We start from the raw sequence: 24,786 nt of genomic DNA, 5'->3' as shown, positions 1-24,786 counted from the left end.
TCGCGTTTTCGATTAGAATAATAAGGATAATGTATATCTTTTTTAGGAGGCAGAAATGGGAAAGTTTACTGTTTTAAATCACCCATTGATTCAGCACAAGCTGACGATTATTCGTCGCAAGGATACTGGTACCAATGAGTTCCGTCGCGTTGTAGGCGAAATCGCCGGGTTGATGGTATATGAAATGACTCGGGATTTACCGCTGGAAGACGTAGAAATTGAAACTCCAATCGGTAAAACCACCCAAAAGCAATTGGCTGGGAAAAAGCCGGTTATTGTACCAATTTTGCGTGCTGGCTTAGGAATGGTTGATGGCGTTTTGGAAATGATTCCATCAGCTAGAGTTGGTCACATTGGGATGTATCGTGATGAGGAAACTTTGAAGCCTCACGAATATTTCTTCAAGATGCCGCCAGACATTGAAGAACGTGAATGCATCATCGTTGACCCAATGCTGGCTACCGGTGGTAGTGCCAACATGGCAATTGGCGCTTTGAAAAAGCGGGGCGCTAAGAATATTCGCTTGGCAGTCTTAGTGGCAGCTCCAGATGGCGTCAAGGCAGTGCAAGCTGAAAATCCTGATGTCGACATTTATGCGGCAGCAGAAGATGAAAAGCTCATGTCTAACGGCTATATTTTCCCAGGCTTGGGAGATGCCGGTGACCGTCTCTTCGGTACTAAGTAAAAATATTTTACAAATTTGTTACTTGAACACGGTTACATTCGTTAATCTTTAAATTTTAGTGTTAGAATTAAAACGTGTTCGAGTTAATCAGCACGAGAAGGGAGGGTACGAAGCAATGGAGAAATCATTCGTGTTTCAGCTTTTTGGCATTAATTTTAATTTTGCCAATATAGCTGGCTCCACGCTGATGGCACTTGCAGTCTTTTTCCTCTGCAAGTGGTTAGCGCAAAAAGTGGAACTAAGACCGAACAAACGGCAGAATGTAATCGAAATGATTTTGGACTTTACCGACGGCATCGTTAAATCGAACGTCGCCGATGAAGATGCTCAAAAGCACTTGTCATTATATGCATTTGTTCTGTTTATGTTCATTTGGTTCATGAACCAATTAGGGCTTGTTCTGGAAGTCAAAATTGGCGATCTAATGTACATTAAATCGCCAACCGCGGATCCAGTCACGACGATGACCTTTGCAATGATGACCTTGCTGCTTTCGTTCACATTCGGTATTCAGAAGTTCGGCACTGGCGGATATCTCAAGAACTACGCTGGTCCGGTGTCATTCTTGTTGCCAATCAATTTGATTGAAGAATTGACCAACTTCTTGACACTGTCTTTGCGGCTTTACGGAAACATCTATGCGGGTGAAGTGCTGCTGACCTTGATTGGTAATTCCTTAGCTCCTAGTTACGGGATACTGACTGAGATCGTCGCTGCCCCGCTCGCCATCATCTGGCAAGGTTTCTCTGTCTTCATTGGCTCTATCCAAGCATATGTTTTTGTAACTTTATCAATGGTGTACATCGGTAAAAAGGTTACGAAAGAATAAAATTCGGAGGTTTGTTTTTATGGAACAAGGTTTAAGATATCTTGCTGCTGCTATCGCAGCCGGGATTGCGGCTTTAGCTGCTGCTATCGGTAACGGTCAAGTTATCAGCAGAACCATTGAAAGTATGGCTCGCCAACCTGAAAGTGCAGGTAAGCTGCAATCAACAATGTTCATCGGTGTTGGTTTGATCGAAGCCGTTCCTATTTTGGCTATCGTTATTGCGTTCCTGATTCTCTTTCTTTAATTTGTCGGAACCAACGATTTATCTGAATGAGAGAAGGGGCAGTAAATGACATTTCAAACATTGTTTGCTGCAGAATCCGGGAAGTTATATTTCGGAGATATGATCTGGTATTTAATCTGCTTTGCCATTTTATTGGTTGCCGTTAAGCATTATGCTTGGGGCCCAGTAAAAGATATGCTGGAAAAGCGTCGGCAACAGGTTATTGACGACTTGGATTCAGCTGCAGCTAACAGAAAAAAGGCCGAAACACTGGCCAATGAACGCGAAGCTGCCTTGAAGAATTCAAGACAAGAAGCAACGCAAATTCTCTCTGACGCTAAGACGAACGCGCAAAAGCAAGGCGAGAAGATTGTAGCAGATGCTAACGATCAAGCTGCCCAAATCCGCAAGCAAGCTAAGTCTGATGCTGCACAAGCAAAGGCTGACGCAATTAATGATGCGCGCGACCAAGTGGCTGACATTTCAGTTGCAATCGCTGAAAAAGTAATTGCTAAGAATCTTTCTGCTGATGATCAAAAAGACTTAGTTGATCAGTTTATTAAGGGGCTGGATGACTAATGGCTTTAAGTAGAGAGGAAATTGCAGCACGCTATGGGACTGCTTTGTTCGGTTATGCGGAAGATGTGCACAATCTTGATGCGATCCATGCTGAACTGAACGAGTTAGCTATCGCACTAAAGGAAAATCCTAAGTTTGTGGCTACCCTAAGTGATCCAATCCTCAATTGCAAAGATAAGGAAGCACTGTTGACCAGTGTTGAGCGTGACTTATCTGAAGAAGTACAAAACTTCTTAAACATGCTTTTGGATTACAATCGCTTTGATGTTGTAATTGAGATTATTGCTTTCTTTAATCAGCTTTACAACAAGGCAAAGGGTGTCGCAAGCGGAACAGTGACTACTTCATATCAGCTTAGCTCTGACGAATTAAGTCGACTAAGTGATGGCTACGCTAAGAAGTATCATTTGTCTAGCGTGCGTCTAGAGAATGAAGTTGATCCAAGTATTATTGGCGGGGCAGTACTCCAAGTTGGAGATATTGTCATCGATGGATCAGTCAAGCATCGCTTGACCAAGATTCGGCGTCAATTAATAGATAAAAAGTAAAGAGGTGAAACCATTGAGCATTAAAGCGGAAGAAATTAGCTCTTTGATCAAGCAACAACTTGAACACTACGATGATAAGCTTGATATCGACGAAGTCGGTGTCATTACTTACGTAGGTGATGGGATCGCCCGCGCTCATGGCCTTGACAATGTCTTGGCAAATGAGCTGCTAGAATTCGAAAACGGTTCTTACGGTATCGCTCAAAACCTGGAAACTAATGATGTCGGTATCATTATTTTGGGTAACTTTGATGATATTCGTGAAGGTGACCGAGTAAAGCGGACTGGTCGAATTATGCAAGTCCCAGTTGGGGACGCCTTAATCGGCCGGGTTGTAAATCCGTTAGGGCAGCCAGTGGATGGCTTAGGTGAAATCAAGACCGATAAAACGCGGCCTATTGAAGCTAAAGCACCTGGCGTTATGGATCGTCAATCAGTTAGTGAACCACTTCAGACCGGTATTAAGGCCATCGATGCTTTGGTACCAATTGGTCGTGGTCAGCGTGAATTGATTATCGGTGACCGTAAAACTGGTAAGACGAGTTTGGCGATCGATACGATTTTGAACCAAAAGGGTCAAGACGTAATTTGTATTTATGTTGCGATTGGTCAAAAGGACTCAACCGTTAGAACTCAAGTTGAAACTTTAAAGCGCTTCGGTGCGATGGATTACACTATCGTGGTTGAAGCCGGTCCATCAGAACCAGCACCAATGCTGTATATTGCACCATATGCTGGTACTGCGATGGGTGAAGAATTTATGTACAATGGCAAGCATGTGTTGATCGTATTTGACGACCTGTCGAAACAAGCCGTCGCTTACCGTGAACTCTCCTTGCTTCTCCGTCGTCCGCCTGGTCGTGAAGCCTACCCTGGTGACGTCTTCTATTTGCACTCACGTTTATTGGAACGTAGTGCTAAGTTGTCAGACAAACTAGGTGGGGGTTCAATGACAGCCTTGCCATTTATTCAGACCGAGGCTGGGGACATTTCAGCTTATATTCCAACTAACGTAATTTCAATTACCGATGGTCAGATTTTCTTGCAAAGTGATTTGTTCTTTGCAGGTACTCGGCCAGCCATTGACGCTGGTAACTCAGTTTCTCGTGTTGGTGGGGCAGCTCAGATTAAAGCTATGAAGAAGGTTGCCGGTACTTTACGTACTGACCTGGCTTCATATCGTGCTTTGGAAAGCTTCGCACAATTCGGTAGTGATTTGGATCAAGCAACTCAAGCTAAGTTGAACCGTGGTAAGCGGACTGTAGAAGTTTTGAAGCAGCCGCTGCATGATCCAATTCCGGTTGAAAAACAAGTTGTTATCTTGTATGCCTTAACTCACGGCTTCTTAGATGCTGTTCCAGTTGAAGACATCCAAAGATTTGAAACGGAATTATACGATAACTTTGACAGCAGCCATGCAGATTTGCTCAAGCATATTAAAGAAACTGGTCAATTGCCAGATACTGATAAGCTTGATGCTGCTATTAAAGACTTTGCTGAGAGCTTTACCCCAAGTGCAAAGTAGGAGGTAGATTATGCCTGCATCCTTACTTGAGTTAAAGAAAAAGATTGCTTCAGTTAAGCAGACCGGTAAGATTACCGAGGCTATGAGAATGGTTTCGGCATCTAAGCTTAATCAAACTGAGAAACGCGATAAAGAATATACCATTTATAATGATCATGTTCGGCAAACCGTATCTCGTTTGATGTCCAGCACTTTAGTTAATTATTTTGGTAAACAAAAAAGTCGTGTTAATGAAAATAACATGAACAACTTGGACTATTCAGAAATGTTTGGACCAGGGATTGTTGCTGATATGATTCAGGGTCGCGATGAAGTCAAATCAACAGGTTATTTGGTAATTACCGGTGACCGGGGTTTGGTTGGCTCCTACAATAGCAATGCGATCAAAAATGTGATGGGCTTGCTGAAGGATTCAGAGATTGAACATAAATCTGCGAAGGTTTTAGCAGTTGGTTCAGTTGGCGCCCAATTCTTTAAGAAAAACAATGTTAATGTTGTTTACGAAAAAGATGGGATTAGCGATGTTCCAACCTATAAAGAAACTTTGCCGATCGTCTCAACCGCAATCAAGATGTACTTAAACGGTGTTTATGATGAGTTGTATGTTTGCTACACCCACCACGTGAACTCACTTTCAAGTACCTTCCGGGTTGAAAAAATGTTGCCGATTTCTGACCTTGATATCGGTGTGTCTGAAGCGGACGCTCACGAAAAATTAGAATATGAAGTTGCGCCAGATCCGGAAACCGTTTTGGCTAGCATCCTGCCACAGTATGCACGTTCAACCATCTTTGGTGCCATCTTGGATGCCAAGACCGCAGAACATGCAAGTTCAATGACAGCCATGCAGAGTGCCAGTGACAACGCTGACGATTTGGTTTCAACTTTAACAACGCAATTAAACCGTGCTAGACAGGCACAAATTACTACCGAAATTACTGAAATTATCGGTGGTGCGAATGCCCTAGAGTAAAAAAGAAAAGGAGGTAGATGTTTTGAGTAAGGGTGAAATTGTTCAAGTTATCGGCCCTGTGGTCGATGTAAAATTCCCTCTTGATAAAGAATTACCTGATATTAATAATGCTTTACGCGTTATTAAGTCAGAAGATGAATCAATCATCCTTGAAGTCACCTTGGAACTCGGTGATGGTGTTTTAAGAACCATCTCAATGGAATCTACCGATGGTCTTCGACGCGGAATGACAGTTGAAGATACTGGCGGCCCAATCTCCGTCCCTGTTGGCGAAGATACTTTAGGTCGAGTTTTCAATGTCTTGGGTCAACCAATTGATGGTGGGGAAGAATTCCCTGCAGATCATCCACGCGAAGGAATCCACAAAAAAGCACCTAAATATGAAGAACTGACAACCAGTCGCGAAATCCTTGAAACTGGGATTAAAGTTATTGACTTGCTTGAACCATACGTTCGAGGCGGTAAGGTTGGTTTGTTCGGTGGTGCCGGTGTTGGTAAAACCACGATTATCCAAGAATTAATTCACAATATTGCACAAGAACACGGTGGTATTTCAGTTTTCACTGGTGTTGGTGAAAGAACCCGTGAAGGGAACGACCTTTACTATGAAATGAAAGAATCCGGTGTTTTAGCCAAGACAGCCATGGTCTTTGGTCAAATGAACGAGCCGCCTGGTGCCCGGATGCGGGTTGCCCTAACTGGCTTAACTTTGGCTGAATACTTCCGTGATGTTGAAGGTCAAGACGTGTTGCTCTTTATCGACAACATCTTTAGATTTACCCAGGCTGGTTCAGAAGTTTCTGCCCTTTTGGGACGGATGCCAAGTGCCGTTGGTTATCAACCTACTTTGGCAACTGAAATGGGTCAATTGCAAGAACGGATCACTTCTACCAAGAAGGGATCAATTACTTCTATTCAAGCTGTTTACGTTCCTGCCGATGACTATACTGACCCAGCTCCAGCTACCACTTTTGCTCACTTGGACGCTACTACTAACCTAGAACGTAGTCTGGTTGAGCAAGGTATTTATCCAGCTGTTGATCCGCTTGAATCAACTTCAAGTGCCTTGGATCCGGAAGTTGTTGGACAAGAACACTATGATACTGCTGTTCGCGTTCAGCATGTTTTGCAACGTTACCATGAATTGCAAGATATCATTTCCGTTTTGGGTATGGACGAATTATCCGATGAAGAAAAATTAATTGTTGCTCGTGCACGGAAGATTCAATTCTTCTTATCACAAAACTTCTTCGTTGCTGAAACCTTTACTGGTCAACCAGGTTCATACGTTCCAATCAAAGAAACGATCAAAGGCTTTAAGATGATTTTGGACGGTCATATGGATGATTTACCAGAAGATGCCTTCCGTTTAGTTGGACCAATTGAAGACGCTGTTAAGAAGGCTAAGGACATGGGGGTAACTCCAAGTGATCCAGAAGCTCAAGCTTTGTTAGAAAAGTAGGGTGATGTGCAATGGCAAATCCAGAGCACCTGTTCACCGTCAAAGTGGTAACTAATAGTGGTGTGATCTATGATCACTTGACATCTATCATTGACTTTCGCGCTGTCGATGGTCAAAGATCGATTCAATTTAATCACACTCCGCTTTTGACGCCGTTAGCAATTGGTGAAGTTACAGTTAAGCGCAGCCGGGAAATGAGCCAGCGTGTTGATCATATCGCAGTAAACGGCGGATATTTGGAATTCTCAAATAATGTCGCAACAATTATTGCCGATAGTGCTGAACGTGCCCGCAATATTGACCTTAGCCGAGCAGAAGCTGCCAAAGAACGCGCTGAAAAGCGGATCAAGGAAGCTGAAGCCAAGCATGATGAACAATCAATTGCAAGAGCTCAAGTGGCCCTGCGGCGTGCTGTTAACCGGATTAGTGTTTATAATCGCTATAAGCATTAATTAAAAAAGAACGAATGCACTTTAGGTGCATTCGTTTTTTTCGCTATCAGAAGGAGGAATTTTATGCAAGCATTGGGTATTCATGCAGTCGTTAATATCATTATTTACATTGTTTTTGTGGGCATTAGTTTTCAAGTAGTGAAAAATGTCGATGTTTCAAAATTTATGAAACCTGGACACATCTTTGAAAGCCAAGTTTTATTGTTGCTTTTCGCCATTGGTTTAGGCTATATTGTAGGCAGCTTCTTCATTGCCTTTATTGATACATCCATGCAATTAAGCAATTTGTTTTAAACTTCTTTAAAGCACACGCTGCAACCGTCTAAATAAAGGCATTTATGGTAAAATGTAGCATGTATATTTAGGAGGATTAACGTGGCACGAGATATAGGAATCGATTTAGGGACCGCGAATGTCCTGATTAACGTATCAGGCAAGGGAATCGTTTTAAACGAACCATCAGTTGTGGCGGTCAATACCGAAAGTAATAAAGTAGTAGCTGTAGGTTCTGACGCCTATGAAATGGTGGGTAGAACTCCTGGTAATATTCGCGTCATTCGCCCCTTAAAAAATGGGGTTATTGCCGATTTTGACATTACCGAAGCAATGTTGTCCTATTTTATTGAAAAGTTAAATGTTAAAGGCTTTATGGCTAAGCCTAATATCTTGATTTGTGCGCCAACAGGCGTGACTTCCATCGAACAAAAGGCAATTATTCAGGCTGCCGAAAAATCCGGTGGTGGCAATGTTTACTTAGACTTTGAACCGAAAGTCGCTGCTGTTGGTGCCGGACTTGATATCTTCAAACCGCAAGGTAATTTAGTTATTGATATTGGTGGGGGAACTACCGATATTGCAGTTTTATCAATGGGTGAAATTGTTACCTCGCAATCTTTGCGCTATGCCGGTGACAGGATGAACCAAGATATCATGAACTACATCAAAAATAAGCATAACTTGCTTATTGGGTCACGGACTGCGGAACAAATTAAAATTGAGATTGGCTCGGCTTATGAGCCAGATCCTAATGAAACAATTACTGTTCGTGGACGCGATATGGTTGAAGGATTGCCAAAACAAACTACGGTTTCAGCAGTTGAAGTTCAAGAAGCTATGCATGACGGCCTAATGAGTATTGTCCGGACGACCAAGAGCGTGCTGGAAAGTACTCCGCCAGAACTTTCTGCCGATATTATTGACCGCGGCATTATGCTGACTGGTGGCGGCGCCTTATTGCATGGAATTGATCAGTTGATTGCGGCTGAATTACAAGTTCCCGTCTTAACTGCCGATCATCCACTGGAAGCGGTAGCCCTCGGAACAGGGACTTTGTTGAAGAATATTCAAAAGCATCAGCGTCATTAAAGGGTGAGTTACTTGTCACGTATTTTAATTGGACTTGTGCGTTTATATCAGAGATATCTATCGCCAATTTTGCCCGATTCTTGTCGGTATTGGCCTACATGTTCAACCTACATGATTGATGCATTAAAGAAGCATGGTCTATTATTGGGCTTAATAATGGGAATTGCGCGAATTTTAAGGTGTAATCCCTTTGTACGTGGCGGCGTAGATCCAGTACCGGATAAATTTACCATCTTTCGCAATCCGCATCCGGAACGTTACGAAGATGAAGTAATTGCCCAAGCTTTTCATACTGAGCAAAAAGCTAAGAAAGGATAAGAAGTCAGCAATTGCTGACAAATGATATGAGTAAAAAAACTGAGAATATCCCGGTTGAAATCAATGAACTAAAGGGGAGAAACGTTCCTACTTGGGAAGTTGTCATTCCGAACCGGAAGACCATTGGTCTGATTGAAGAAATAAATGGTCGTTATCGTGCTACTACCAATAAAACAGGCGAGGAACTGTTTGATAAGAGTTTAGAAAGCAGTATTAATACGCTATTAGCTTACTTCGCCCTGCACGAAAAATAATAATTGAGTGATGTTGAATGGCAAAAGTAGAGAATAAAAGAAGCGTTATTGATCGAATTGCCTGGAATATTATTTTTCCAGTAATTATCCTAGCCGCAATTGGCGTCTATGCTATTTATGTGGCTTATTCAAACGATGAAAGCAATTTGGGTTCACCTAATCGGGCAATGATTATGCAGGCCGTATGGTATCTGATCTCAATTGTCATCATTGTCTTCATCATGCAATTCGATTCTGAACAATTATATAAAATTGCACCGATTGCTTATGGCGTCGGTATCCTATTACTGATCTTGGTTCTGTTCTTTTATGACCGAACAGCCGCAGCCAATAACGGTGCAAAAAGTTGGTTTAAACTCGGTTCCTTAAGTTTTCAACCTTCGGAGCTGATGAAGCCAGCCTTCATCTTGATGCAGGCACATGTTGTAAGTGACCATAATCAAAAGTATGCCCACAATCTGCGCAATGATTGGATTTTGTTGGGCAAAATTATTGGCTGGACCCTGCCAGTTGCCGTGCTTTTGAAATTGCAAAATGACTTCGGGACGATGTTGGTCTTTATTGCGATTGTTATCGGGGTGATTTTAGTTTCAGGGATTACCTGGAAAATTATTATTCCTTTTGGAATTTTTGGAGCCGCGGTCGGGGTAACTTTGATTTTACTGGTCACTACCAGTTGGGGTCAGAAGTTCTTAAGCCATTGGTTCAGTACTTATCAGTTTAACCGAATCAATTCCTGGTTAGACCCTTCAAGCGATACTTCATCAAATGCCTATCAATTATGGCAAAGTATGAAGGCGATCGGATCTGGTCAAATATGGGGCAATGGATTTGCTAAAATTATTGTTTATGTTCCAGTCCGTGGGTCTGATATGATTTTCTCAGTAATCGGTGAAACCTTTGGTTTTGTAGGCTGCGTTAGCGTTATTTTGGTATATTTGTACCTAATTACGCAAATGGTTAGAACCGCGTTTGAAACCAAAAATGCTTTCTATTCTTATATTGCAACCGGGATTATTATGATGATTCTGTTCCACGTATTTGAAAATATTGGGATGAGCATCGACCTGTTGCCGCTTACTGGTATTCCACTGCCATTTATCTCACAAGGTGGGTCAGCCCTTTTAGGAAATATGATCGGAATTGGATTAATTCTATCAATGAAGTTCCATAATAAGGACTACATGTTTAGTACTGCCGGTGACTTTTAATTACACAAAAACTCTTGCAAGTTTGCAAGAGTTTTTTTATTTAGCGATATTTGCTGGAAATAGTACTTGTAGAGCAAACCAATGATCCTGTTTTTTTATAGTCATAGTTCCATTATACTTTTGACTGATAATTGCGATACTTCTGAGACCATATCCATGAGCAGACTTGTCTTTTTTAGTTGTTTTGGGAAGTTCATGTTTTGAAATTGGAGAATTATTTCTGGTGTAGTTCTTGATTCGAAAAATCACCATGTCTCCACGTTGAGTAATCCTTATATCAATTAAACGTTTATGTTTATCAGGGATCTTTAAAACTGCTTCAATCGCATTGTCAAGACTATTTCCAAGTAGACTGCATAAGTCCATAGTTTCAATACCTTTTAGCAGATTACCATTTGCAATACATGTCAATTGGATGTCATTATCTATGCAATATGCATTTTTTCTGGTTAAAACTACATCAGCAATTGGATTACCAGTCTTTACATCCGCTTTATACTGCTTAATATCATCTCTTAAACTGTTAATGTAGGAAAGTCTTTTCTTTTCATCAGATTCTAGGGCGATTACATCAAGTTGCTGTTTTAAATCATGAAATCTTCGATTCACCATATCACTGCTTTCGCGATATGCTTGATATTCTTCATACTGAAGTTTGAACATGTTGTTCATATTGTCTAAATCTTTAGCCAGATACTGTTCAAACCGTTGGTTCTCTAATAAAGTAAATATTAATAATCCACATAGATCAACAAAAGTTCGAATAGTAAAAACAGTGGTAGAATTGCCAATCAGTGGATTTTTAGTAGTCCATAGAAAACTGACATTACTCATTAGGAATAAAATTATCATTAAGAGTAGACTAATTAAAGCAGATTTTTTCTCAATATTGAGAAGTCCGTAGTGAATTCTTTCGATTTGTTGTAGTTTATACATTCCAAAAATCAATAAGGCATAACAAATTGCCATAAAAAATTGTGGAATTAAAGTGTGTGTAGTAAATTTCCCGATTACAGCTAACAAAGAAAATGCTTCCCAAGAAAGGGCAGCAATAAATTCTGCAAATATAAAGGCTTTACATGTGTGATAAATCCTAGTAGTAATTGGAGTTGTTTCAAGGCAAATCGTTAAATACATCCAAAGTACGTTTAAAGCCATTCCTACTAACCAAAAACTGAGAGAGAATGATCCTGCCCAAAATTGGAGTAAAATTTGAATTATACCTGCACCAAAAGCATAGAAAAATACATTTCGTCTTCTCTGGCTGGAGGGAACTTGCGAAATCATTAGCATACATGCAAGCCATTCTGCTAATGCAGTGTATATTCTTGGAATGTCAGGCAAAGTGACGAACTTCATTAAATAAGCCCCATTCCTAAATAATCAGTTAAAGCACTCATAAAACCTTTTTTTCTTGGTCGCGAGATAGGAAGTTTATAATTACCTACTTTCACAGTGTTACCGGAAACCCCCATTACGTATTTCAAGTTAACTATAAAAGAGTTGTTACAGCGATAAAAATCATATGGTAAAAGGAGTTCCTCCATATTTTTCATCGAGTCTGTAATTTCAATAGTGGAATGGTTAGGATTTTCCAGGTGAAAAGTTATCTTATGTGCTTGGCTCTCTACATAGTACAGATCATCAAGCTGAATTTTAACCATTCCATCGGAAGTATTAACCATCACGGAATCTTCACGTCTTTTTAATTGTTGTTCTATTTTTTTGAAATGCTCACTGAAACTAAAGTAGCTAACCGGTTTTAATAGGAAATCTGAGGCATTGACACGGTATCCATCTATAGCATATTGAACATAGTTAGTGACAAAAACGATTAAGATCTCGGAATCTTGTTTGCGAATTTGTTCAGCTGTGTCCATGCCGGATATACCTGGCATTTGTACATCAAGGTAAACTATATCAAATCCTTGGTTAAAATGTTCCAATAATTTTATACCAGTATCAAAGTGAAAAATTTCAATATTCTCCTGATGATCCGATTCATATTGCTTAAAACAATGAATTAATTGATCTAGTTCTTGCTGATTATCTTCGGCAATCGCTACTTTCATTTTATTCCTCCATTACATTGGTAAGTTTTAAAATATTGCTTGTTTTTATTTTAGCTTTTTTTCGAAAGACTTCACTACAAAAAATGCCAGATTTGAGTCAAAAAATGCACTTTTTGTAAAAACGCTTACACTTTTTAGCTAATATGTGATTGTACAAAGTTATTACAAAGGAGTAAAACATGCTTGCTCATCAGGATATTATAAATAAATTAACCTTACAAGAAAAAGCAATGCTGACGGCAGGGGAATCAGAATGGCAAACCAGAAAAATAGAAGGAAAAGTACCTAATATGTTTTTGTCTGATGGTCCATTTGGTTTGCGTAAGCAGTCAGGCGCCGGAGACCATCTAGGCTTAAATGGCAGTGAACTATCTACTTGCTTTCCGTCATCAGCAACATTAGCTAACAGTTGGAATCCTAATGTTACCGAGTCGGTAGGAAAGGCTTTAGGTGTTGAAGCAAGTAGTTTAGGAGTTCAACAGATACTTGGACCAGCACTTAATACCAAACGTAACCCACGTGGTGGTAGGAGCTTTGAATATTACAGTGAGGATCCGTACTTAGCAGGAAAAATGGCCGCTGGTATGATTCGGGGAATACAAGAAAATGGGACTGTGGCTACGCCAAAACATTTTGCAGTTAATAGCCAGGAAACTAGAAGAATGGCTTCTAATTCTGTTGTAGATGAGCGTGCTCTGCATGAATTGTATCTGACAAATTTTGAAATTGCTGTTAAAGAAGGCCGGCCAAAGTCAATCATGTCTTCTTATAACGAAATCAATGGTATTTATGCAAATGAGAATGTTGAGTTATTGACTAACATTTTACGAAATGAATGGGGATTTAAAGGTTATGTGGTAACTGACTGGGGAGGCGATAATGATCATATTGCCGGATTAAAGGCCGGAAGTAATGTTACCATGCCCGGGCTAGGGATGAACTCAGCCCAAGAAGTAATAGATGCAGTTAACAGTGGGAATTTAAAGGAAAGTGTACTAGATAAAAGAATAGATGAATTTTTAGATGTATTATTAGTGACCCTGGAAGAACAGAAAAAAAATACCAAAGTAGATTGGCCACACCAACACCAAATCGCCCGTGAAGCAGCAAAGAAAAGCATCGTCTTGTTGAAAAATGAAGATCATATCTTGCCTCTGAAGCCAGGTAAAAAAGTTGCACTAATAGGGGACTTTGCAGTAAGTCCACGTTATCAAGGAGCTGGTTCTAGTTTGATCAATGCTCATGAATTAGAAAATTTAAAAGATACAGCGGCAGACTACAATGTTACAATTTCTGGTTACTCTAAAGGTTATGAACGGACGGATAAGTTGAATCAAACATTGATTGATGATGCCGTAAATGTTGGTAAAAATAGCGATGTTATTGTTTTGAGTGCAGGATTAATTGAAAGTTCTGAATCTGAAGGCCTTGATCGGAAAAAACTAGATATTCCTAATAATCAGCAACAACTGATTCATGCCCTTGCTACTATTGGAAAACCGCTGGTCTTAGTATTATCAGGTGGTGCAGTAATTACCATGCCTTGGATTGGAGATGTAAATGCCTTGGTTCATGGGTATTTGGGTGGTGAAGCCGGTGCTAGTGCAATGTGGGAAGTATTAACTGGAAAATATAATCCAAGTGGACGTTTAGCAGAAACTTACCCCATGAAAGAAACGGACATTCCATTTGATAATGAGTTCCCTGAAAAGCGACGCAATGTGAATTATAAAGAGAGTATCTTTGTCGGTTATAGATATTATGAAACTTCCGACGTACCAGTGCTGTTTCCATTCGGGTTTGGCTTAAGCTATACCCATTTTGATTATTCTGTTTTGAAGGTAAATAAAAATGGTCTCAATGTTAAAGTTACAAATACTGGTAATCGGGAAGGGATTGAAACTGTACAGCTTTACGTTGGAAAGAAGGATTCAGCGCTTATTCGCCCAAAACGGGAATTAAAAGGTTTTAAACAAGTCGGTCTGGCTCCAGGTGAATCCAAATTGGTAACAATTCCATTCGATAATTATACCTTTAGATTCTGGGATCCTGACTCACATTTATGGAAAGTTGAAAGTGGAACGTATCAAATAATGATTGGTAGAAATGCAGAAGATATCGTTTTGACTAGCGAAGTCTCGATTGATGGTCTTATGGTCAGCGTTCCACAAAATGAATGGTATGAAAAGTACCGAAAGGCCGATCTTAAACATATAACGGATCAAGATTTTGCTAAACTTTATGGCTCCTCTTTACCAATAAATGAGGAAAATAAAGAAATAGGTTACAACGATCCACTTATGGAAATGCATCATGCTAAGGGTTGGATTGGGCGAATGGCAGCTGGTTGGTTGAAAAAGAAGATTGATCAAAGTTTAGCTGTCGGCAAACCTAATTTGAACTTTTTATTTAATTACAATATGCCTTTCAGAGCAATGAATAAGATGACGGGAGATCTAATCAACAGTAAGATGGCACATGATATTCTTTTTATCATTAATGGGCATTTCTGGCGAGGTACTGGAAGATTGATCAAAGATCATTTTGCTAACCAAAAAGCAATAAAAAAGTCCAAATGGTATCCAAAGGAGAAACAGAAATGAGCTCAGATGAAGTGACAAAAGAAAACAAAAAAATCAGAAAAGCAACTGATTCAGATATTGATAAACTAGATAAAAACGATGATGCCTTAACAAAGTGGATGCTGAAATATCGCCATAACGGTATAATCAAAGCTATTTTAAAATTTGAAGTGAAATATCCTACGACATATCAATTTATCGTATTTAACTTATTAAGTAATTGTGCTACGATTACTAACTTCGTTGTTTTGTGGCTATCATCTTTATTATTCTTTAAAAATATGACGCAGCCGTTTAGTTGGTGGATTTTTGATTATTCTGCCAAATCTTCTGGTGGACTGGGAGGATTCGTATCATTCCTTTTAGCATATATTTGTGCTCAAGTAGTTAATTATTTCGTTCAAAGGGATATGGTTTTCGGAGCTAAATTTGGAGCTTGGAAACTGTTTTGGTATATTGTAACTGTAGTTGTAGCAGGTATTGTTTCTGTTTGGATGCCACCGCACATTATAGCCGTGCTAAATCCATACGTTGGGGGTGGTTCTTCAACTATTGCTAATATTTGCAATATTATTGCTCAGGTAGCAATTAATTGGCCAATGATGAAATTTGTAATAATGAAATAGGCAAGATAGAAGGGCACAGGTAACACTGTGCCTTTTTTCTCAATAAATTCCACATATCTTCTATTTTTTACTAATTACTATTTTTCTGAATACGTGGAATTTATTATGCTGTAGTTTGTACCCGGGAGTAGCTGCTTCAATTGACTTTATCTATCAAGATTTCATGAAGTGGGGTTAATTAAGAAAGATAATAAACTGACTTCAGTTTTATCGAAGATGTTTGTAGACATATAACTGTGGATGTTTTTTGCACAGAAACAGAAAATGCTTTCATTTTAGCAAAATATGTAAAAACTTCAAAAATACGAACAGATTAGCTTATTGTTATAACTGTAAACGGTTACAAACAAAAGAGTTAAATAAACCAGGAGGATTGTTTTATGAAAAATCGGAAATTGCGCAGTTTGCTAATTTCCTTGGGAGTCATAATTGGTCTATTAATCATAGTTGCTGGAGCAGCCACTGTTGTTATTAGATCATTATTGGCAGCTGGGATTGTTTCTCAGTCGGACATTACAAGCACTTTAGTGTTAGGTAGCAAGTATTTTATTGCAATCGGCATTGTTTTGCTATTAATTATAGTTTTGCTGATTGTATTTTGGAAACGCGAATCTAAATTTCAATTTTGGCTAAAATGGGAATCACTTATTGTATTTTTGGTTACAATAGTAGTTTCTATGACAAGTATGATTTTTGGCCCAATGCAAGGGTTGATGAATGCCAATAATGCAGGAACGTCCATTAATTCCATTAGTAAAGAGTTGTCTAATGATGGCAATCAATTAACTCAGCAAATCAGTAGTGAAGGTACGACGCTTCTACAAAACACTAAGGGTTATCTACCTATAAAAGCTAAAAAGGTTAATGTATTTGGCTGGGCTTCGACTTCACCTTTCTACGGTGGTACCGGTTCAGGTTCTGGTAATACTTCGAAAAATATTGATATTTATCAAAGTTTGAAAGATGCAGGTTTTACTACCAATCAAAAGCTTTATAATTTCTATCACAATTATCGGAAGAGTCGGCCAAGTTCGGGCAGTATTTTAGGTGCAGATTGGACTTTGCCAGAACCAAAAGGTTCACAATATTCAAAAAGCTTAATTAACCAAACAAAGAAATTCTCAGATACGGCTATTGTAGTTCTCAGTCGTTCCGGTGGAGAAGGAAACGATTTACCTACTGATATGCGTAACATGGCTGCCAATCAGACTTACCATGGACGTAAGGATGACTTTAACAAAGGACAATCATATCTTGAAATTGATAATCCAGAAAAGGAAATGTTAAAGCTGGTAAACCAAAATTTCAAAAACGTTATCGTAGTCGTTAACTCAGCTAATTCGATGGAGTTAGGCTGGTTAAAGAATTACAGCCATATCAAAGCCGCCTTATGGATGGCAGGTACAGGTGCTCAAGGGTTTGAAGCTTTGGGTAAAATTCTTAAGGGAGAAATTAATCCTTCGGGTCGTACTACAGATACGTACGTGTATAATTTAAAAAATACCCCAACCTATAATAATTTTGGTTCATATTACTACTCAGGCCAAGAAGCTGCGTATGTACATGAGACCGAAAATATCTTTGTGGGTTATAAATATTGGGAAACTAGATACTTAAATAACCAAAAAGGTTATAGACAGCATGTTCAATATCCATTTGGATATGGTTTAAGTTATACCACTTTTAAACAAAGTATGAGTAAACTTAACGTAAATAAATCATCAGGAGAAATTTCATTCAACGTTACAGTAAAGAACACTGGAAGGCGTTCTGGTAAAGACGTAGTTCAAGTGTACTACACTGCACCATACTATAATGGTGGTATTGAAAAGTCTGCAACTAATTTACTTGATTTTGCTAAAACCAAAAACTTAAAGCCAGGCGAAAGTCAGACAATAAAGTTTAGTTTTAACCGAGCAGAGATGTCATCTTATGACGAAAAAGATGGTGGACACTATGTTCTTGATCGAGGAGAATATCAAATTCAAATTAAGAATAATTCTCATAGTGTAATTGCTACTAGAAATTATAACTTGAGTAAGAAGATAACATATAATACTCTTTTAGGTGATAGCGGTACAACCAGTAATCAGTTCCAGTATGCTGAAAATGATGGATCTAATTTCACTTACTTGAGTCGAAAGAATAATTTTGCAAATTACAAAGAAGCAACAAAAGCTCCAAGTGCTAATACTAAGTTAAAGAGCAATTTGCTTAAGACAGCTACTCTTGCTCAAAATTATAAGAACACTAATTCGAGTGGTTCAATGCCTTCGCAAAATCAGAATAATAATCTTGTTTTGTCTGACTTGAGAGGTAAGAGTTACAACAACAGCAAATGGAACAAGCTGATAAATCAAATGTCAGTTAGTGACATGGGTAAATTAATAACTTATGGCGGATATCAAACTTTCCCAATTAGATCTATCGGAAAAATCGGGACTCACGATTTCGATGGCCCTGCCGGGTTCAATAGCCTGTTTGCTAGCGTAACTTCAAAGCTTAATACTACATCATTCCCGACAGAGGTCATGTTAGCGTCTACTTGGAGTAAGCAGTTAGCAAAGAAATATGGTGAACAGGTCGGTAAGGAGGGGAAACAGGCCAACATTTCAGGCTGGTATGGTCCTGCAATGAACTTACACCGCTCAGCATTTGGCGGCAGAAACTTTGAATACTTCTCAGAAGATCCTAAACTTTCTGGTTTTATGGCTTCAAATGAAATTTCCGGTGCAAAGAAGTATGGCGTGTACTCCTACATTAAGCATTTTGCTATGAATGAACAAGAGACCAATAGATTTTACATTAAGAAAGATGGATCAATCAGCGGTTTGATGACTTGGAACACTGAACAGGCTATTCGCGAAGCTTATTTAAAACCGTTTAGAATGGCTGTTGAAAATGGTGGTGCAAGTGCTGCCATGACTTCATATAGTATGATTGGAAATCGTTGGTCGGGAGCAAATAAGCAACTACTTCAAAATATATTGCGCAAAGAGTGGGGCTTTAAAGGACTAACTGAGACTGACTACTTTGCTGGTGGTTTCTTGAATGCTAATGAATCTATTTTGAACGGTGGTGATTTGATGCTTTCCACTCTTGGTAACGCTCAAGTCACGGATACTAGCAACCCTAAAGTTGTTAAGGCAATGCGTAGGGCTAGTCATAACATCCTTTACACTGTTGCAAATAGTAATGCATATGCAAAGGGACATTACCACAAAGGGCAGAGTGTTTTGTGGAATTACCAACAAACACTCATTAGATATATCATTGTGGTAGCTGTAATCCTACTTCTTTTGCAAATCTTAGTAGTTTTCCTTTATCGTAGAAAATATGTTAAAAAATCTTAATCATAAAAAGATCGGGTATAACCCCGGTCTTTTTATATGTATATATACAGAAAATGATGACTTTTTATCAATTTATGCAAATTAGGATAAAAACGAATATTCTTTTTATACTATAAGGTAAGCGGTTCCAAGCTTTGGCCTGAGTTTTTTATTTATAAAAGCCATTAAATACTATGCTATAGGCAATAACTTTGTCAGTACCTTTGTTTATGATGTCTTAAAAAATTATTTCTGAGTAATATTTTACTTTTAGTAAAAATATTTTCTAAAAATTCAACTTTTTCTTTGTGTAAAAAATGATAACAAGTAAAATTAATCTAGATTGAATTAAGATTAATCGATTTGCGTCACAGAAAGGATATTATCTTAATGACAAATTACTTAGTATATGACATAAGAGATACTATAAATAGAAAGAATAAGGTACCCGCGACTACTTCTAGGTTAGATAACTTCATAAATATGATGTATGTAATTGCTGATAATACCAAAGGTGGTTTTCAAGGAATTGCAATTGCTGACCCAGGTAAAATCGATGTCAAAAATAAGATAATTCATTTTGGAGTATCGCTGCCATGTTTTTATGGTTTGAATGTTAAAAAGGCTTTTGTGGATCAATATGGAGTGCATGTTGACGTGGAAAAAGATGGGAAAGCTGCATTTGAAGCGATTATTGATGGAAATGAACAGGATGTTAAATTGTTTAACATTTATTGTTCCGATGTTGCTAATATTTATGGTGCTTTGCAAGCTTAATCGCTCGCCCTGAACGGTGAAAGTGGAGACACTGAATAGTTTAGATTGGAGAATGATATGTCAAAAGTTTTAAGTCTCATTGTTCCTTGCTACAATTCCGCTGCTTATCTGGAACGGTGCGTAAATTCTTTGGTAGTTGGGGGCGAGGCCGTTGAAATCATCCTGGTAGATGATGGTTCAACTGATTCTACAGGCAAAATAATTGATAGCTATGCCAAAAAGTTTCCTAATTTAATTAAGCCACTGCATGAAAAAAATGCCGGTCATGGTGGTGCAATTAATAATGCGCTAAAATACGCCACTGGGACCTATTTAAAGGTAGTAGATAGTGATGATTGGCTTGATTTTAGAGCATTGCAAGAGGTTTTGGAATTTCTGACGCAAGCTAAGGCGACAGGCCAGCTACCTGATTTGCTGCTATGTAATTACTTGTATGACAAGGTGGGAGCCAAGCATAAAAAATTAGTCAACTTTACTCGTTTGCCGAAAAATCAAATATTTGGCTGGAAGCAGCTTAAGATGCACCCTGGTCAATATATGATGCTGCACGCGGTAATCTTTAAGACTGAAGTTCTGCGATTAAGTCAGGTGAAATTGCCAGAAAAAGTTTCCTACGATGATAATATTTTAGTCTATGAGCCGTTAAAATACGTGCATAGTTTTTATTACTTAAATATTGATTTATATCATTACTTCATTGGTCGAGAGGACCAATCGGTTAATGAACAGGTAATGTTGCGAAAAATTGACCAGCAATTATTGATTAATAAAAGAATGATCTATTTCTTTGCAAAAGAAGTTGATCATCAAGCAGACTATGCTCCATATCTGAAATATTATCTGGAGATAATTACCACTATTTCTTCGGTAATCTTAATTCGCGGCAAGAAGAGAGAATATTTAATGAAAAAGCGTCAGCTCTGGAATGACTTAAGACGATTGGATTATCCGCTATATCATTCATTGCGCCGACGTCCATTCGGACAATTAATTAACCTTCCGGGGTGGGGCGGCCGAAAGTTTGTTTCTGCCGTCTACATGCTAGTTCATAAGTTATATGGATTTAATTAACCCAACAAAAAAAGCAAGAAACTTTAGTTTCTTGCTTTTTTGCTACTGCTTTCTTAAATTAATCTTTTTCTGCCTTCAGAGCAGCTTGGATCTCTTTAGTTCGACAAACCAAAACATCACAATCAGCTGTTCTGGTTACGTATTCAGTCACCGATCCAATTAGTAAACGTTCAACAGCATTCAAACCAGTTGCACCGACGACGATTAAATCGATGTGGTGCTTGGTTGGAAATTCATGTCCAATGATAGTTTTTGGAGAACCAAACTCGATTGAATAATGTACATCTTGCACACCAGCTTTTTGTGCTCGAGCATAGTACTCTTCCAACTTATCCTTGGCATCGGCAGAAACTTGTTCTACCATTGCTGAATCAAAGCTAGAAACGTTTTGGAAGGAGCGGGTATCAATTACGTGTAAAATTTCCAATACCGCGTCATTTTTCTTGGCAAGTGCCACCGCCTTGCTAAAAGCTAAGTCCGCTTCTTTTGAGCCGTCGACAGAAACTTGGATGTGTTTATATTGTTTCAGCATATTAAGCACCTCTTTCTATCTTTATTTTACCATTGAATCATAAGAATTACTTTATAAAGCGGAAAGATTATTGTTGGTTGTATTTGGTGAAGCTGATACTAAAGATGGTCAAGACCACACAGGCAGCCAGGAGAGTAACCAATTCCAGCTGTTTATTTTGTAAAGCAATGGCGATAATTCCCAGAATTGCAACTGCCAGCAGCAAGATTGAGGAAAGTTTCAATAAAGCTGAAACTTCTTTGTTGGCAGCAGTATCTACCCCTAAAAAAGTGCTATTCCGATGGCTCCAAAAGAACCAGCCTAAGACAAGCAGCAAGATAACAAAAAGAACCATCAGGATTGTAATAATCATCAAAAAACTCCATTTAAAAATTGTGTATTAACGATAAAAAAAGACGGCCCGAAGACCGCCTCTAAAAATCCAAATAAATCCGAGTTGACAGAAGAAGCTTAATGACGTTTTGTTGAACCCGCAATGTTCAATTATTCGGTCGGTATCGCAGTGAATATGGATCCTAGGACGAGCTAGTATTCCGATTCAGTAGTTACTTACCAACCACCACGTCTTCTAGTTTGATCGGTCAACTATAGACAAAATAGCTTGTCGATCAACTCAGATCACTTATTATATTACTCATTGTAATGAGTTTTGTCAAGACTTTAGTAAGCGATTACAAATGTTGAACTAACGGGATTTTTTAAGACCATCGGCTTGCATTTTTCGCAAAATTTGGTACTGCTTTTTGAAGCCGGCTTCGATCTTTGAATTACCCTTAGGTTGAAAATAGCTTTTTCCCTGTAGCTTATCTGGAAGGTATTGTTGGGCTACCCAATCATTAGGATAATCATGAGCATATTTATAATTATTCCCATGACCAAGTTTTTTAGCCCCAGCATAGTGCGCATCTTTCAAATCTGCTGGAATTTCTCCAGTGTCATGATTTTCAACGTCACTCATTGCCTGATCAATCGCCATGATCGCAGCGTTGCTTTTGGGCGAAAGGGCCAATTCGATGACGGCATTAGCCAGCGGAATTCGCGCCTCTGGCAAACCAACTGCTTGGGCTGATTGAACCGCTATAGCCGCATGTTGGGCAGCAGCGGGGTTGGCTAAGCCAATATCTTCATAAGCAATCACAGTTAGCCGGCGGCAGACTGAAATTAAGTCACCGCTCACTAACAATTTTGCTAGGTAATGGAGGGCAGCGTCCGTATCGGAACCGCGGATTGATTTTTGAAAAGCCGATAGCAAATCATAATGACTATCGCCATTGGCATCGAATCTCTGGGTTCGAACTTGGAGTGAATTGCCCATTTCCTCTAAATCGATAGTAATTTGGTCGGTGCTTTTTCCCGCCATGCGCAATTCTTCTTTGGTGGAACGGGCTGCTAATTCTAACCCATTCAAAATTGACCGCAGATCGCCATTGCCTTTTTCTAATAAAAGCGTGCGTGCACTAGGGGTGAGGGTTACATGGTCTTTTCCCAAACCATTGGTTTCATCCTTAAGAGCGCGATCGACTGCTTGACTGGCTTCTTTTTCGGTTAAAGGTTTCAATTCAAAAATCTGACAACGGGATCTGATCGCAGGCGTAACCGAAAGATAAGGATTTTCGGTCGTTGCGCCGATTAAGATGATTTGGCCGCTTTCCAATAAGGGCAGGAGAAAGTCCTGCTTTACCTTGTTGAGGCGGTGAATTTCATCTAATAACAGAATTACCGTTCCTGACATTTTAGCTTCAACGGCAACTTGCTCTAATTCCTTCTTGCCATCAGTTGCCGCATTCAGCATCCGAAAAGCGTATTTGGTAGAACCAGCAATGGCCGTGGCGATACTGGTTTTGCCAATGCCAGGTGGTCCATACAGAATCATCGAAGAAAGCAATTTTGCTTCAACCATGCGACGGATTATTTTACCTGGGCCAATCAAGTGTTGTTGCCCGACGACCTCATCTAGTTGCGTTGGCCTCATCCGGTAGGCTAAGGGTTTAAAAGCCATAAGCTACTCCTTGTGAAACAGACGGCTGAAAAAACCTGGCTTTTTCTTTGGCTCGGGTAATTTTTCGGTAGGAAATTCAGGTGGATATACTTGTCCAATTTCGATCCTTGGTTTATTGATTGCCTCTTTGGCAACTACTAAAACGGCCGAATCTTCAGGACCAGTTTTGGCCGTTTCATTATTTACCAGGGTAAAAGGAATATTCTTTTGGCTAGCTTGTCCTTCAAGTTTCCCTAAAAAGCCATTGTCAGCGATATTTCCATTTACAAGGATGGTGTAGCCTTGATAGTCATCCAAATGTGCTAAAAAAGTTTTGGTTAAGTCAGGATTGTTGATTTCTTGATTGTTCATCCGCACCAGCACCCGTTCTCGGAGTGAGCCCAAGTAACGTCGGCGTTCATCTGGTTTGGTCTGTGGGGTAATGCCTTGAGCTGCATTAGCCACTCTTTGTTCCAAGTCTTCAGTCATATTATTCACCTCATAGTAATATTGTACGAAAAAAAGACTTTCCCGGAAACGAGAAAGTCTTTTTGCTTCGCCAAAATCGTATTACAGAAGTTTGTTGTAGTATTCAACAACAAGGGCTTCGTTGATTTCTGGTTCTAATTCGTCACGTTCTGGTAAACGAACTAAGCTACCTTCCATCTTGTTGTCATCAAAAGTAACAAATGATGGGCGAGCTGAAGTTGCTTCCAAAGCGTCCTTAACTTGTTGCAAGTTCTTTGACTTTTCCTTCAAGCCAATAGTTTGACCAACCTTGACTTCGTATGAAGGAATGTCAACACGCTTGCCATCAACAGTGATGTGGCCGTGGTTTACCAATTGGCGGGCTTGTTCACGAGTAGTTGCAAGACCGAGACGGAAAACAACATTGTCTAAACGCCGTTCCAAAAGGATCATGAAGTTGGTACCGTGTTCACCTTGACGGATCTTACCAGCGCGCTTGAACAAAGTTCTAAATTGACGTTCGTTCAAACCGTACATCCAACGCAACTTTTGCTTTTCGTGCAATTGTTCGCCGTATTCAGACAAACGACCACGGTTGTTTGGACCATGTTGACCAGGAGCGTAGTTACGGTGGCTAAGTTCCTTGCCTGAACCTGAAAGTGAAATACCTAATCTTCTTGACCGTTTCCAACTTGGGCCAGTGTATCTTGACATAAAATTTCCTCCAATAATTCTACATAATAGTTATTTGGAGTAAAATATTAAGAATAGGTTCGCATTCGTGCAGCTTAGATTCACATTTTCACCCAATGCAGCCGAGGGTTACTCGTTCACTTTACGTTCTAAGCTGTTGACGTTCTTGCTGCCTATTGCTGCAAATATTTTACACGATCACTATTATAGCGGGATCATAGCGTTTAAGCA

At 39.4% G+C, this 24,786-nt stretch carries 26 protein-coding genes; 19 read left to right on the top strand and 7 right to left on the bottom strand.

Going from position 1 to position 24,786, the window contains the following annotated elements; all coding sequences use genetic code 11:
• Positions 1-55 precede the first annotated feature (55 nt).
• The 14 genes from upp to KI210_RS04940 all read left to right on the top strand — a co-directional run bounded on the left by upp (position 56) and on the right by KI210_RS04940 (position 10,424).
• Complete coding sequence (upp, locus tag KI210_RS05005; RefSeq protein WP_212780805.1) at positions 56-685, top strand: uracil phosphoribosyltransferase; 630 nt, start codon at positions 56-58, stop codon at positions 683-685.
• A 115-nt stretch (positions 686-800) separates the two neighbouring features.
• Positions 801-1,514 (top strand): F0F1 ATP synthase subunit A, encoded by a 714-nt coding sequence (gene atpB / locus KI210_RS05000; RefSeq protein ID WP_212780804.1) that lies wholly within the window; start codon positions 801-803, stop codon positions 1,512-1,514.
• A 19-nt stretch (positions 1,515-1,533) separates the two neighbouring features.
• Complete coding sequence (atpE, locus tag KI210_RS04995; protein WP_212780803.1) at positions 1,534-1,758, top strand: F0F1 ATP synthase subunit C; 225 nt, start codon at positions 1,534-1,536, stop codon at positions 1,756-1,758.
• Between the two features lie 45 nt (positions 1,759-1,803).
• On the top strand, positions 1,804-2,316 hold the full coding sequence (gene atpF / locus KI210_RS04990; protein ID WP_212780802.1) for a F0F1 ATP synthase subunit B: 513 nt from the start codon (positions 1,804-1,806) through the stop codon (positions 2,314-2,316).
• Positions 2,316-2,864, top strand: a complete 549-nt coding sequence (locus KI210_RS04985) for a F0F1 ATP synthase subunit delta (protein WP_212780801.1) — start codon at positions 2,316-2,318, stop codon at positions 2,862-2,864. Before atpF ends, KI210_RS04985 begins: the two co-directional genes overlap by 1 nt.
• A 13-nt stretch (positions 2,865-2,877) precedes the next feature.
• Positions 2,878-4,389: a F0F1 ATP synthase subunit alpha gene (gene atpA, locus KI210_RS04980; RefSeq protein ID WP_212780800.1), complete on the top strand. Its 1,512-nt coding sequence runs from the start codon at positions 2,878-2,880 to the stop codon at positions 4,387-4,389.
• Between the two features lie 10 nt (positions 4,390-4,399).
• Positions 4,400-5,362 carry a F0F1 ATP synthase subunit gamma gene (locus KI210_RS04975; protein ID WP_212780799.1) on the top strand — a complete coding sequence of 321 codons (963 nt, stop codon included), beginning with the start codon at positions 4,400-4,402 and terminating at the stop codon, positions 5,360-5,362.
• 22 nt (positions 5,363-5,384) lie between these two features.
• Positions 5,385-6,824 (top strand): F0F1 ATP synthase subunit beta, encoded by a 1,440-nt coding sequence (atpD, locus tag KI210_RS04970; RefSeq protein ID WP_212780798.1) that lies wholly within the window; start codon positions 5,385-5,387, stop codon positions 6,822-6,824.
• Between the two features lie 11 nt (positions 6,825-6,835).
• On the top strand, positions 6,836-7,276 hold the full coding sequence (locus tag KI210_RS04965) for a F0F1 ATP synthase subunit epsilon (protein WP_212780797.1): 441 nt from the start codon (positions 6,836-6,838) through the stop codon (positions 7,274-7,276).
• A gap of 63 nt (positions 7,277-7,339) precedes the next feature.
• Positions 7,340-7,570 (top strand): DUF1146 family protein, encoded by a 231-nt coding sequence (locus KI210_RS04960; protein WP_212780796.1) that lies wholly within the window; start codon positions 7,340-7,342, stop codon positions 7,568-7,570.
• An 81-nt stretch (positions 7,571-7,651) separates the two neighbouring features.
• A complete protein-coding gene (locus KI210_RS04955) occupies positions 7,652-8,641 on the top strand; it encodes a rod shape-determining protein (protein ID WP_212780795.1) in 990 nt (329 codons plus the stop codon).
• Positions 8,642-8,653: 12 nt separating this feature from the next.
• Positions 8,654-8,959: a membrane protein insertion efficiency factor YidD gene (yidD, locus tag KI210_RS04950; RefSeq protein WP_212780794.1), complete on the top strand. Its 306-nt coding sequence runs from the start codon at positions 8,654-8,656 to the stop codon at positions 8,957-8,959.
• A gap of 26 nt (positions 8,960-8,985) precedes the next feature.
• Positions 8,986-9,213 carry a DUF2969 domain-containing protein gene (locus KI210_RS04945; protein WP_212780793.1) on the top strand — a complete coding sequence of 76 codons (228 nt, stop codon included), beginning with the start codon at positions 8,986-8,988 and terminating at the stop codon, positions 9,211-9,213.
• Between the two features lie 17 nt (positions 9,214-9,230).
• Entirely contained in the window at positions 9,231-10,424 is a 1,194-nt protein-coding gene (locus KI210_RS04940) for an FtsW/RodA/SpoVE family cell cycle protein (protein ID WP_212780792.1), read from the top strand.
• A 36-nt stretch (positions 10,425-10,460) separates the two neighbouring features.
• Here the strand turns inward: KI210_RS04940 and KI210_RS04935 are convergent, their stop codons facing one another.
• Both KI210_RS04935 and KI210_RS04930 read right to left on the bottom strand, forming a co-directional pair.
• Complete coding sequence (locus KI210_RS04935; RefSeq protein WP_212780791.1) at positions 10,461-11,783, bottom strand: ATP-binding protein; 1,323 nt, start codon at positions 11,781-11,783, stop codon at positions 10,461-10,463.
• Positions 11,783-12,496 carry a LytR/AlgR family response regulator transcription factor gene (locus KI210_RS04930; protein WP_212780790.1) on the bottom strand — a complete coding sequence of 238 codons (714 nt, stop codon included), beginning with the start codon at positions 12,494-12,496 and terminating at the stop codon, positions 11,783-11,785. The genes KI210_RS04935 and KI210_RS04930 overlap by 1 nt, the downstream gene beginning before the upstream one ends.
• A gap of 179 nt (positions 12,497-12,675) precedes the next feature.
• Between KI210_RS04930 and KI210_RS04925 the strand changes: the two genes are divergently transcribed.
• From KI210_RS04925 to KI210_RS04905, 5 genes are all read left to right on the top strand, one after another.
• Positions 12,676-15,099 (top strand): glycoside hydrolase family 3 C-terminal domain-containing protein, encoded by a 2,424-nt coding sequence (locus tag KI210_RS04925; RefSeq protein ID WP_212780789.1) that lies wholly within the window; start codon positions 12,676-12,678, stop codon positions 15,097-15,099.
• A gap of 98 nt (positions 15,100-15,197) precedes the next feature.
• Entirely contained in the window at positions 15,198-15,704 is a 507-nt protein-coding gene (locus tag KI210_RS04920; RefSeq protein ID WP_246487326.1) for a hypothetical protein, read from the top strand.
• Between the two features lie 380 nt (positions 15,705-16,084).
• On the top strand, positions 16,085-19,057 hold the full coding sequence (locus KI210_RS04915; protein ID WP_212780788.1) for a beta-glucosidase: 2,973 nt from the start codon (positions 16,085-16,087) through the stop codon (positions 19,055-19,057).
• Between the two features lie 369 nt (positions 19,058-19,426).
• Positions 19,427-19,813, top strand: coding sequence for a hypothetical protein (locus KI210_RS04910; RefSeq protein WP_212780787.1), 387 nt, complete (start codon positions 19,427-19,429; stop codon positions 19,811-19,813).
• A 57-nt stretch (positions 19,814-19,870) separates the two neighbouring features.
• On the top strand, positions 19,871-20,884 hold the full coding sequence (locus KI210_RS04905) for a glycosyltransferase family 2 protein (RefSeq protein WP_212780786.1): 1,014 nt from the start codon (positions 19,871-19,873) through the stop codon (positions 20,882-20,884).
• 58 nt (positions 20,885-20,942) lie between these two features.
• Here the strand turns inward: KI210_RS04905 and KI210_RS04900 are convergent, their stop codons facing one another.
• The 5 genes from KI210_RS04900 to rpsD form a co-directional block, all read right to left on the bottom strand.
• On the bottom strand, positions 20,943-21,416 hold the full coding sequence (locus KI210_RS04900) for a universal stress protein (protein ID WP_212780785.1): 474 nt from the start codon (positions 21,414-21,416) through the stop codon (positions 20,943-20,945).
• Positions 21,417-21,483: 67 nt separating this feature from the next.
• Positions 21,484-21,768 carry a hypothetical protein gene (locus KI210_RS04895; protein WP_212780784.1) on the bottom strand — a complete coding sequence of 95 codons (285 nt, stop codon included), beginning with the start codon at positions 21,766-21,768 and terminating at the stop codon, positions 21,484-21,486.
• A gap of 333 nt (positions 21,769-22,101) precedes the next feature.
• The gene (locus KI210_RS04890; RefSeq protein WP_212780783.1) at positions 22,102-23,415 is read right to left on the bottom strand and encodes a replication-associated recombination protein A; all 1,314 of its coding nucleotides are present in this window, start codon (positions 23,413-23,415) and stop codon (positions 22,102-22,104) included.
• A gap of 3 nt (positions 23,416-23,418) precedes the next feature.
• Positions 23,419-23,883 carry a YueI family protein gene (locus KI210_RS04885; RefSeq protein ID WP_212780782.1) on the bottom strand — a complete coding sequence of 155 codons (465 nt, stop codon included), beginning with the start codon at positions 23,881-23,883 and terminating at the stop codon, positions 23,419-23,421.
• 81 nt (positions 23,884-23,964) lie between these two features.
• Positions 23,965-24,576 (bottom strand): 30S ribosomal protein S4, encoded by a 612-nt coding sequence (gene rpsD / locus KI210_RS04880; protein WP_212780781.1) that lies wholly within the window; start codon positions 24,574-24,576, stop codon positions 23,965-23,967.
• Between the last annotated feature and the right edge of the window lie 210 nt (positions 24,577-24,786).

Origin of the sequence: Lactobacillus corticis (assembly GCF_018327645.1) — a bacterium.
Taxonomy (GTDB): domain Bacteria; phylum Bacillota; class Bacilli; order Lactobacillales; family Lactobacillaceae; genus Lactobacillus; species Lactobacillus corticis.
Note: the sequence above shows the minus strand (reverse complement) of the source record. Positions and strands in the feature narration are given on the sequence as shown.

Excerpts from the sequence above, each read along its gene's own strand:
- KI210_RS04895 (WP_212780784.1), bottom strand. The coding sequence starts at position 21,768 with ATGATTATTACAATCCTGATGGTTCTTTTTGTTATCTTGCTGCTTGTC.
- atpB (WP_212780804.1), top strand. The coding sequence starts at position 801 with ATGGAGAAATCATTCGTGTTTCAGCTTTTTGGCATTAATTTTAATTTT.
- KI210_RS04985 (WP_212780801.1), top strand. The coding sequence starts at position 2,316 with ATGGCTTTAAGTAGAGAGGAAATTGCAGCACGCTATGGGACTGCTTTG.
- atpF (WP_212780802.1), top strand. The coding sequence starts at position 1,804 with ATGACATTTCAAACATTGTTTGCTGCAGAATCCGGGAAGTTATATTTC.
- KI210_RS04925 (WP_212780789.1), top strand. The coding sequence starts at position 12,676 with ATGCTTGCTCATCAGGATATTATAAATAAATTAACCTTACAAGAAAAA.
- KI210_RS04945 (WP_212780793.1), top strand. The coding sequence starts at position 8,986 with ATGAGTAAAAAAACTGAGAATATCCCGGTTGAAATCAATGAACTAAAG.
- KI210_RS04885 (WP_212780782.1), bottom strand. The coding sequence starts at position 23,883 with ATGACTGAAGACTTGGAACAAAGAGTGGCTAATGCAGCTCAAGGCATT.
- KI210_RS04940 (WP_212780792.1), top strand. The coding sequence starts at position 9,231 with ATGGCAAAAGTAGAGAATAAAAGAAGCGTTATTGATCGAATTGCCTGG.
- KI210_RS04905 (WP_212780786.1), top strand. The coding sequence starts at position 19,871 with ATGTCAAAAGTTTTAAGTCTCATTGTTCCTTGCTACAATTCCGCTGCT.
- rpsD (WP_212780781.1), bottom strand. The coding sequence starts at position 24,576 with ATGTCAAGATACACTGGCCCAAGTTGGAAACGGTCAAGAAGATTAGGT.
- KI210_RS04975 (WP_212780799.1), top strand. The coding sequence starts at position 4,400 with ATGCCTGCATCCTTACTTGAGTTAAAGAAAAAGATTGCTTCAGTTAAG.
- KI210_RS04900 (WP_212780785.1), bottom strand. The coding sequence starts at position 21,416 with ATGCTGAAACAATATAAACACATCCAAGTTTCTGTCGACGGCTCAAAA.
- KI210_RS04965 (WP_212780797.1), top strand. The coding sequence starts at position 6,836 with ATGGCAAATCCAGAGCACCTGTTCACCGTCAAAGTGGTAACTAATAGT.
- KI210_RS04890 (WP_212780783.1), bottom strand. The coding sequence starts at position 23,415 with ATGGCTTTTAAACCCTTAGCCTACCGGATGAGGCCAACGCAACTAGAT.
- KI210_RS04960 (WP_212780796.1), top strand. The coding sequence starts at position 7,340 with ATGCAAGCATTGGGTATTCATGCAGTCGTTAATATCATTATTTACATT.
- KI210_RS04920 (WP_246487326.1), top strand. The coding sequence starts at position 15,198 with ATGCTGAAATATCGCCATAACGGTATAATCAAAGCTATTTTAAAATTT.
- atpE (WP_212780803.1), top strand. The coding sequence starts at position 1,534 with ATGGAACAAGGTTTAAGATATCTTGCTGCTGCTATCGCAGCCGGGATT.
- KI210_RS04930 (WP_212780790.1), bottom strand. The coding sequence starts at position 12,496 with ATGAAAGTAGCGATTGCCGAAGATAATCAGCAAGAACTAGATCAATTA.
- KI210_RS04910 (WP_212780787.1), top strand. The coding sequence starts at position 19,427 with ATGACAAATTACTTAGTATATGACATAAGAGATACTATAAATAGAAAG.
- upp (WP_212780805.1), top strand. The coding sequence starts at position 56 with ATGGGAAAGTTTACTGTTTTAAATCACCCATTGATTCAGCACAAGCTG.
- KI210_RS04935 (WP_212780791.1), bottom strand. The coding sequence starts at position 11,783 with ATGAAGTTCGTCACTTTGCCTGACATTCCAAGAATATACACTGCATTA.
- KI210_RS04915 (WP_212780788.1), top strand. The coding sequence starts at position 16,085 with ATGAAAAATCGGAAATTGCGCAGTTTGCTAATTTCCTTGGGAGTCATA.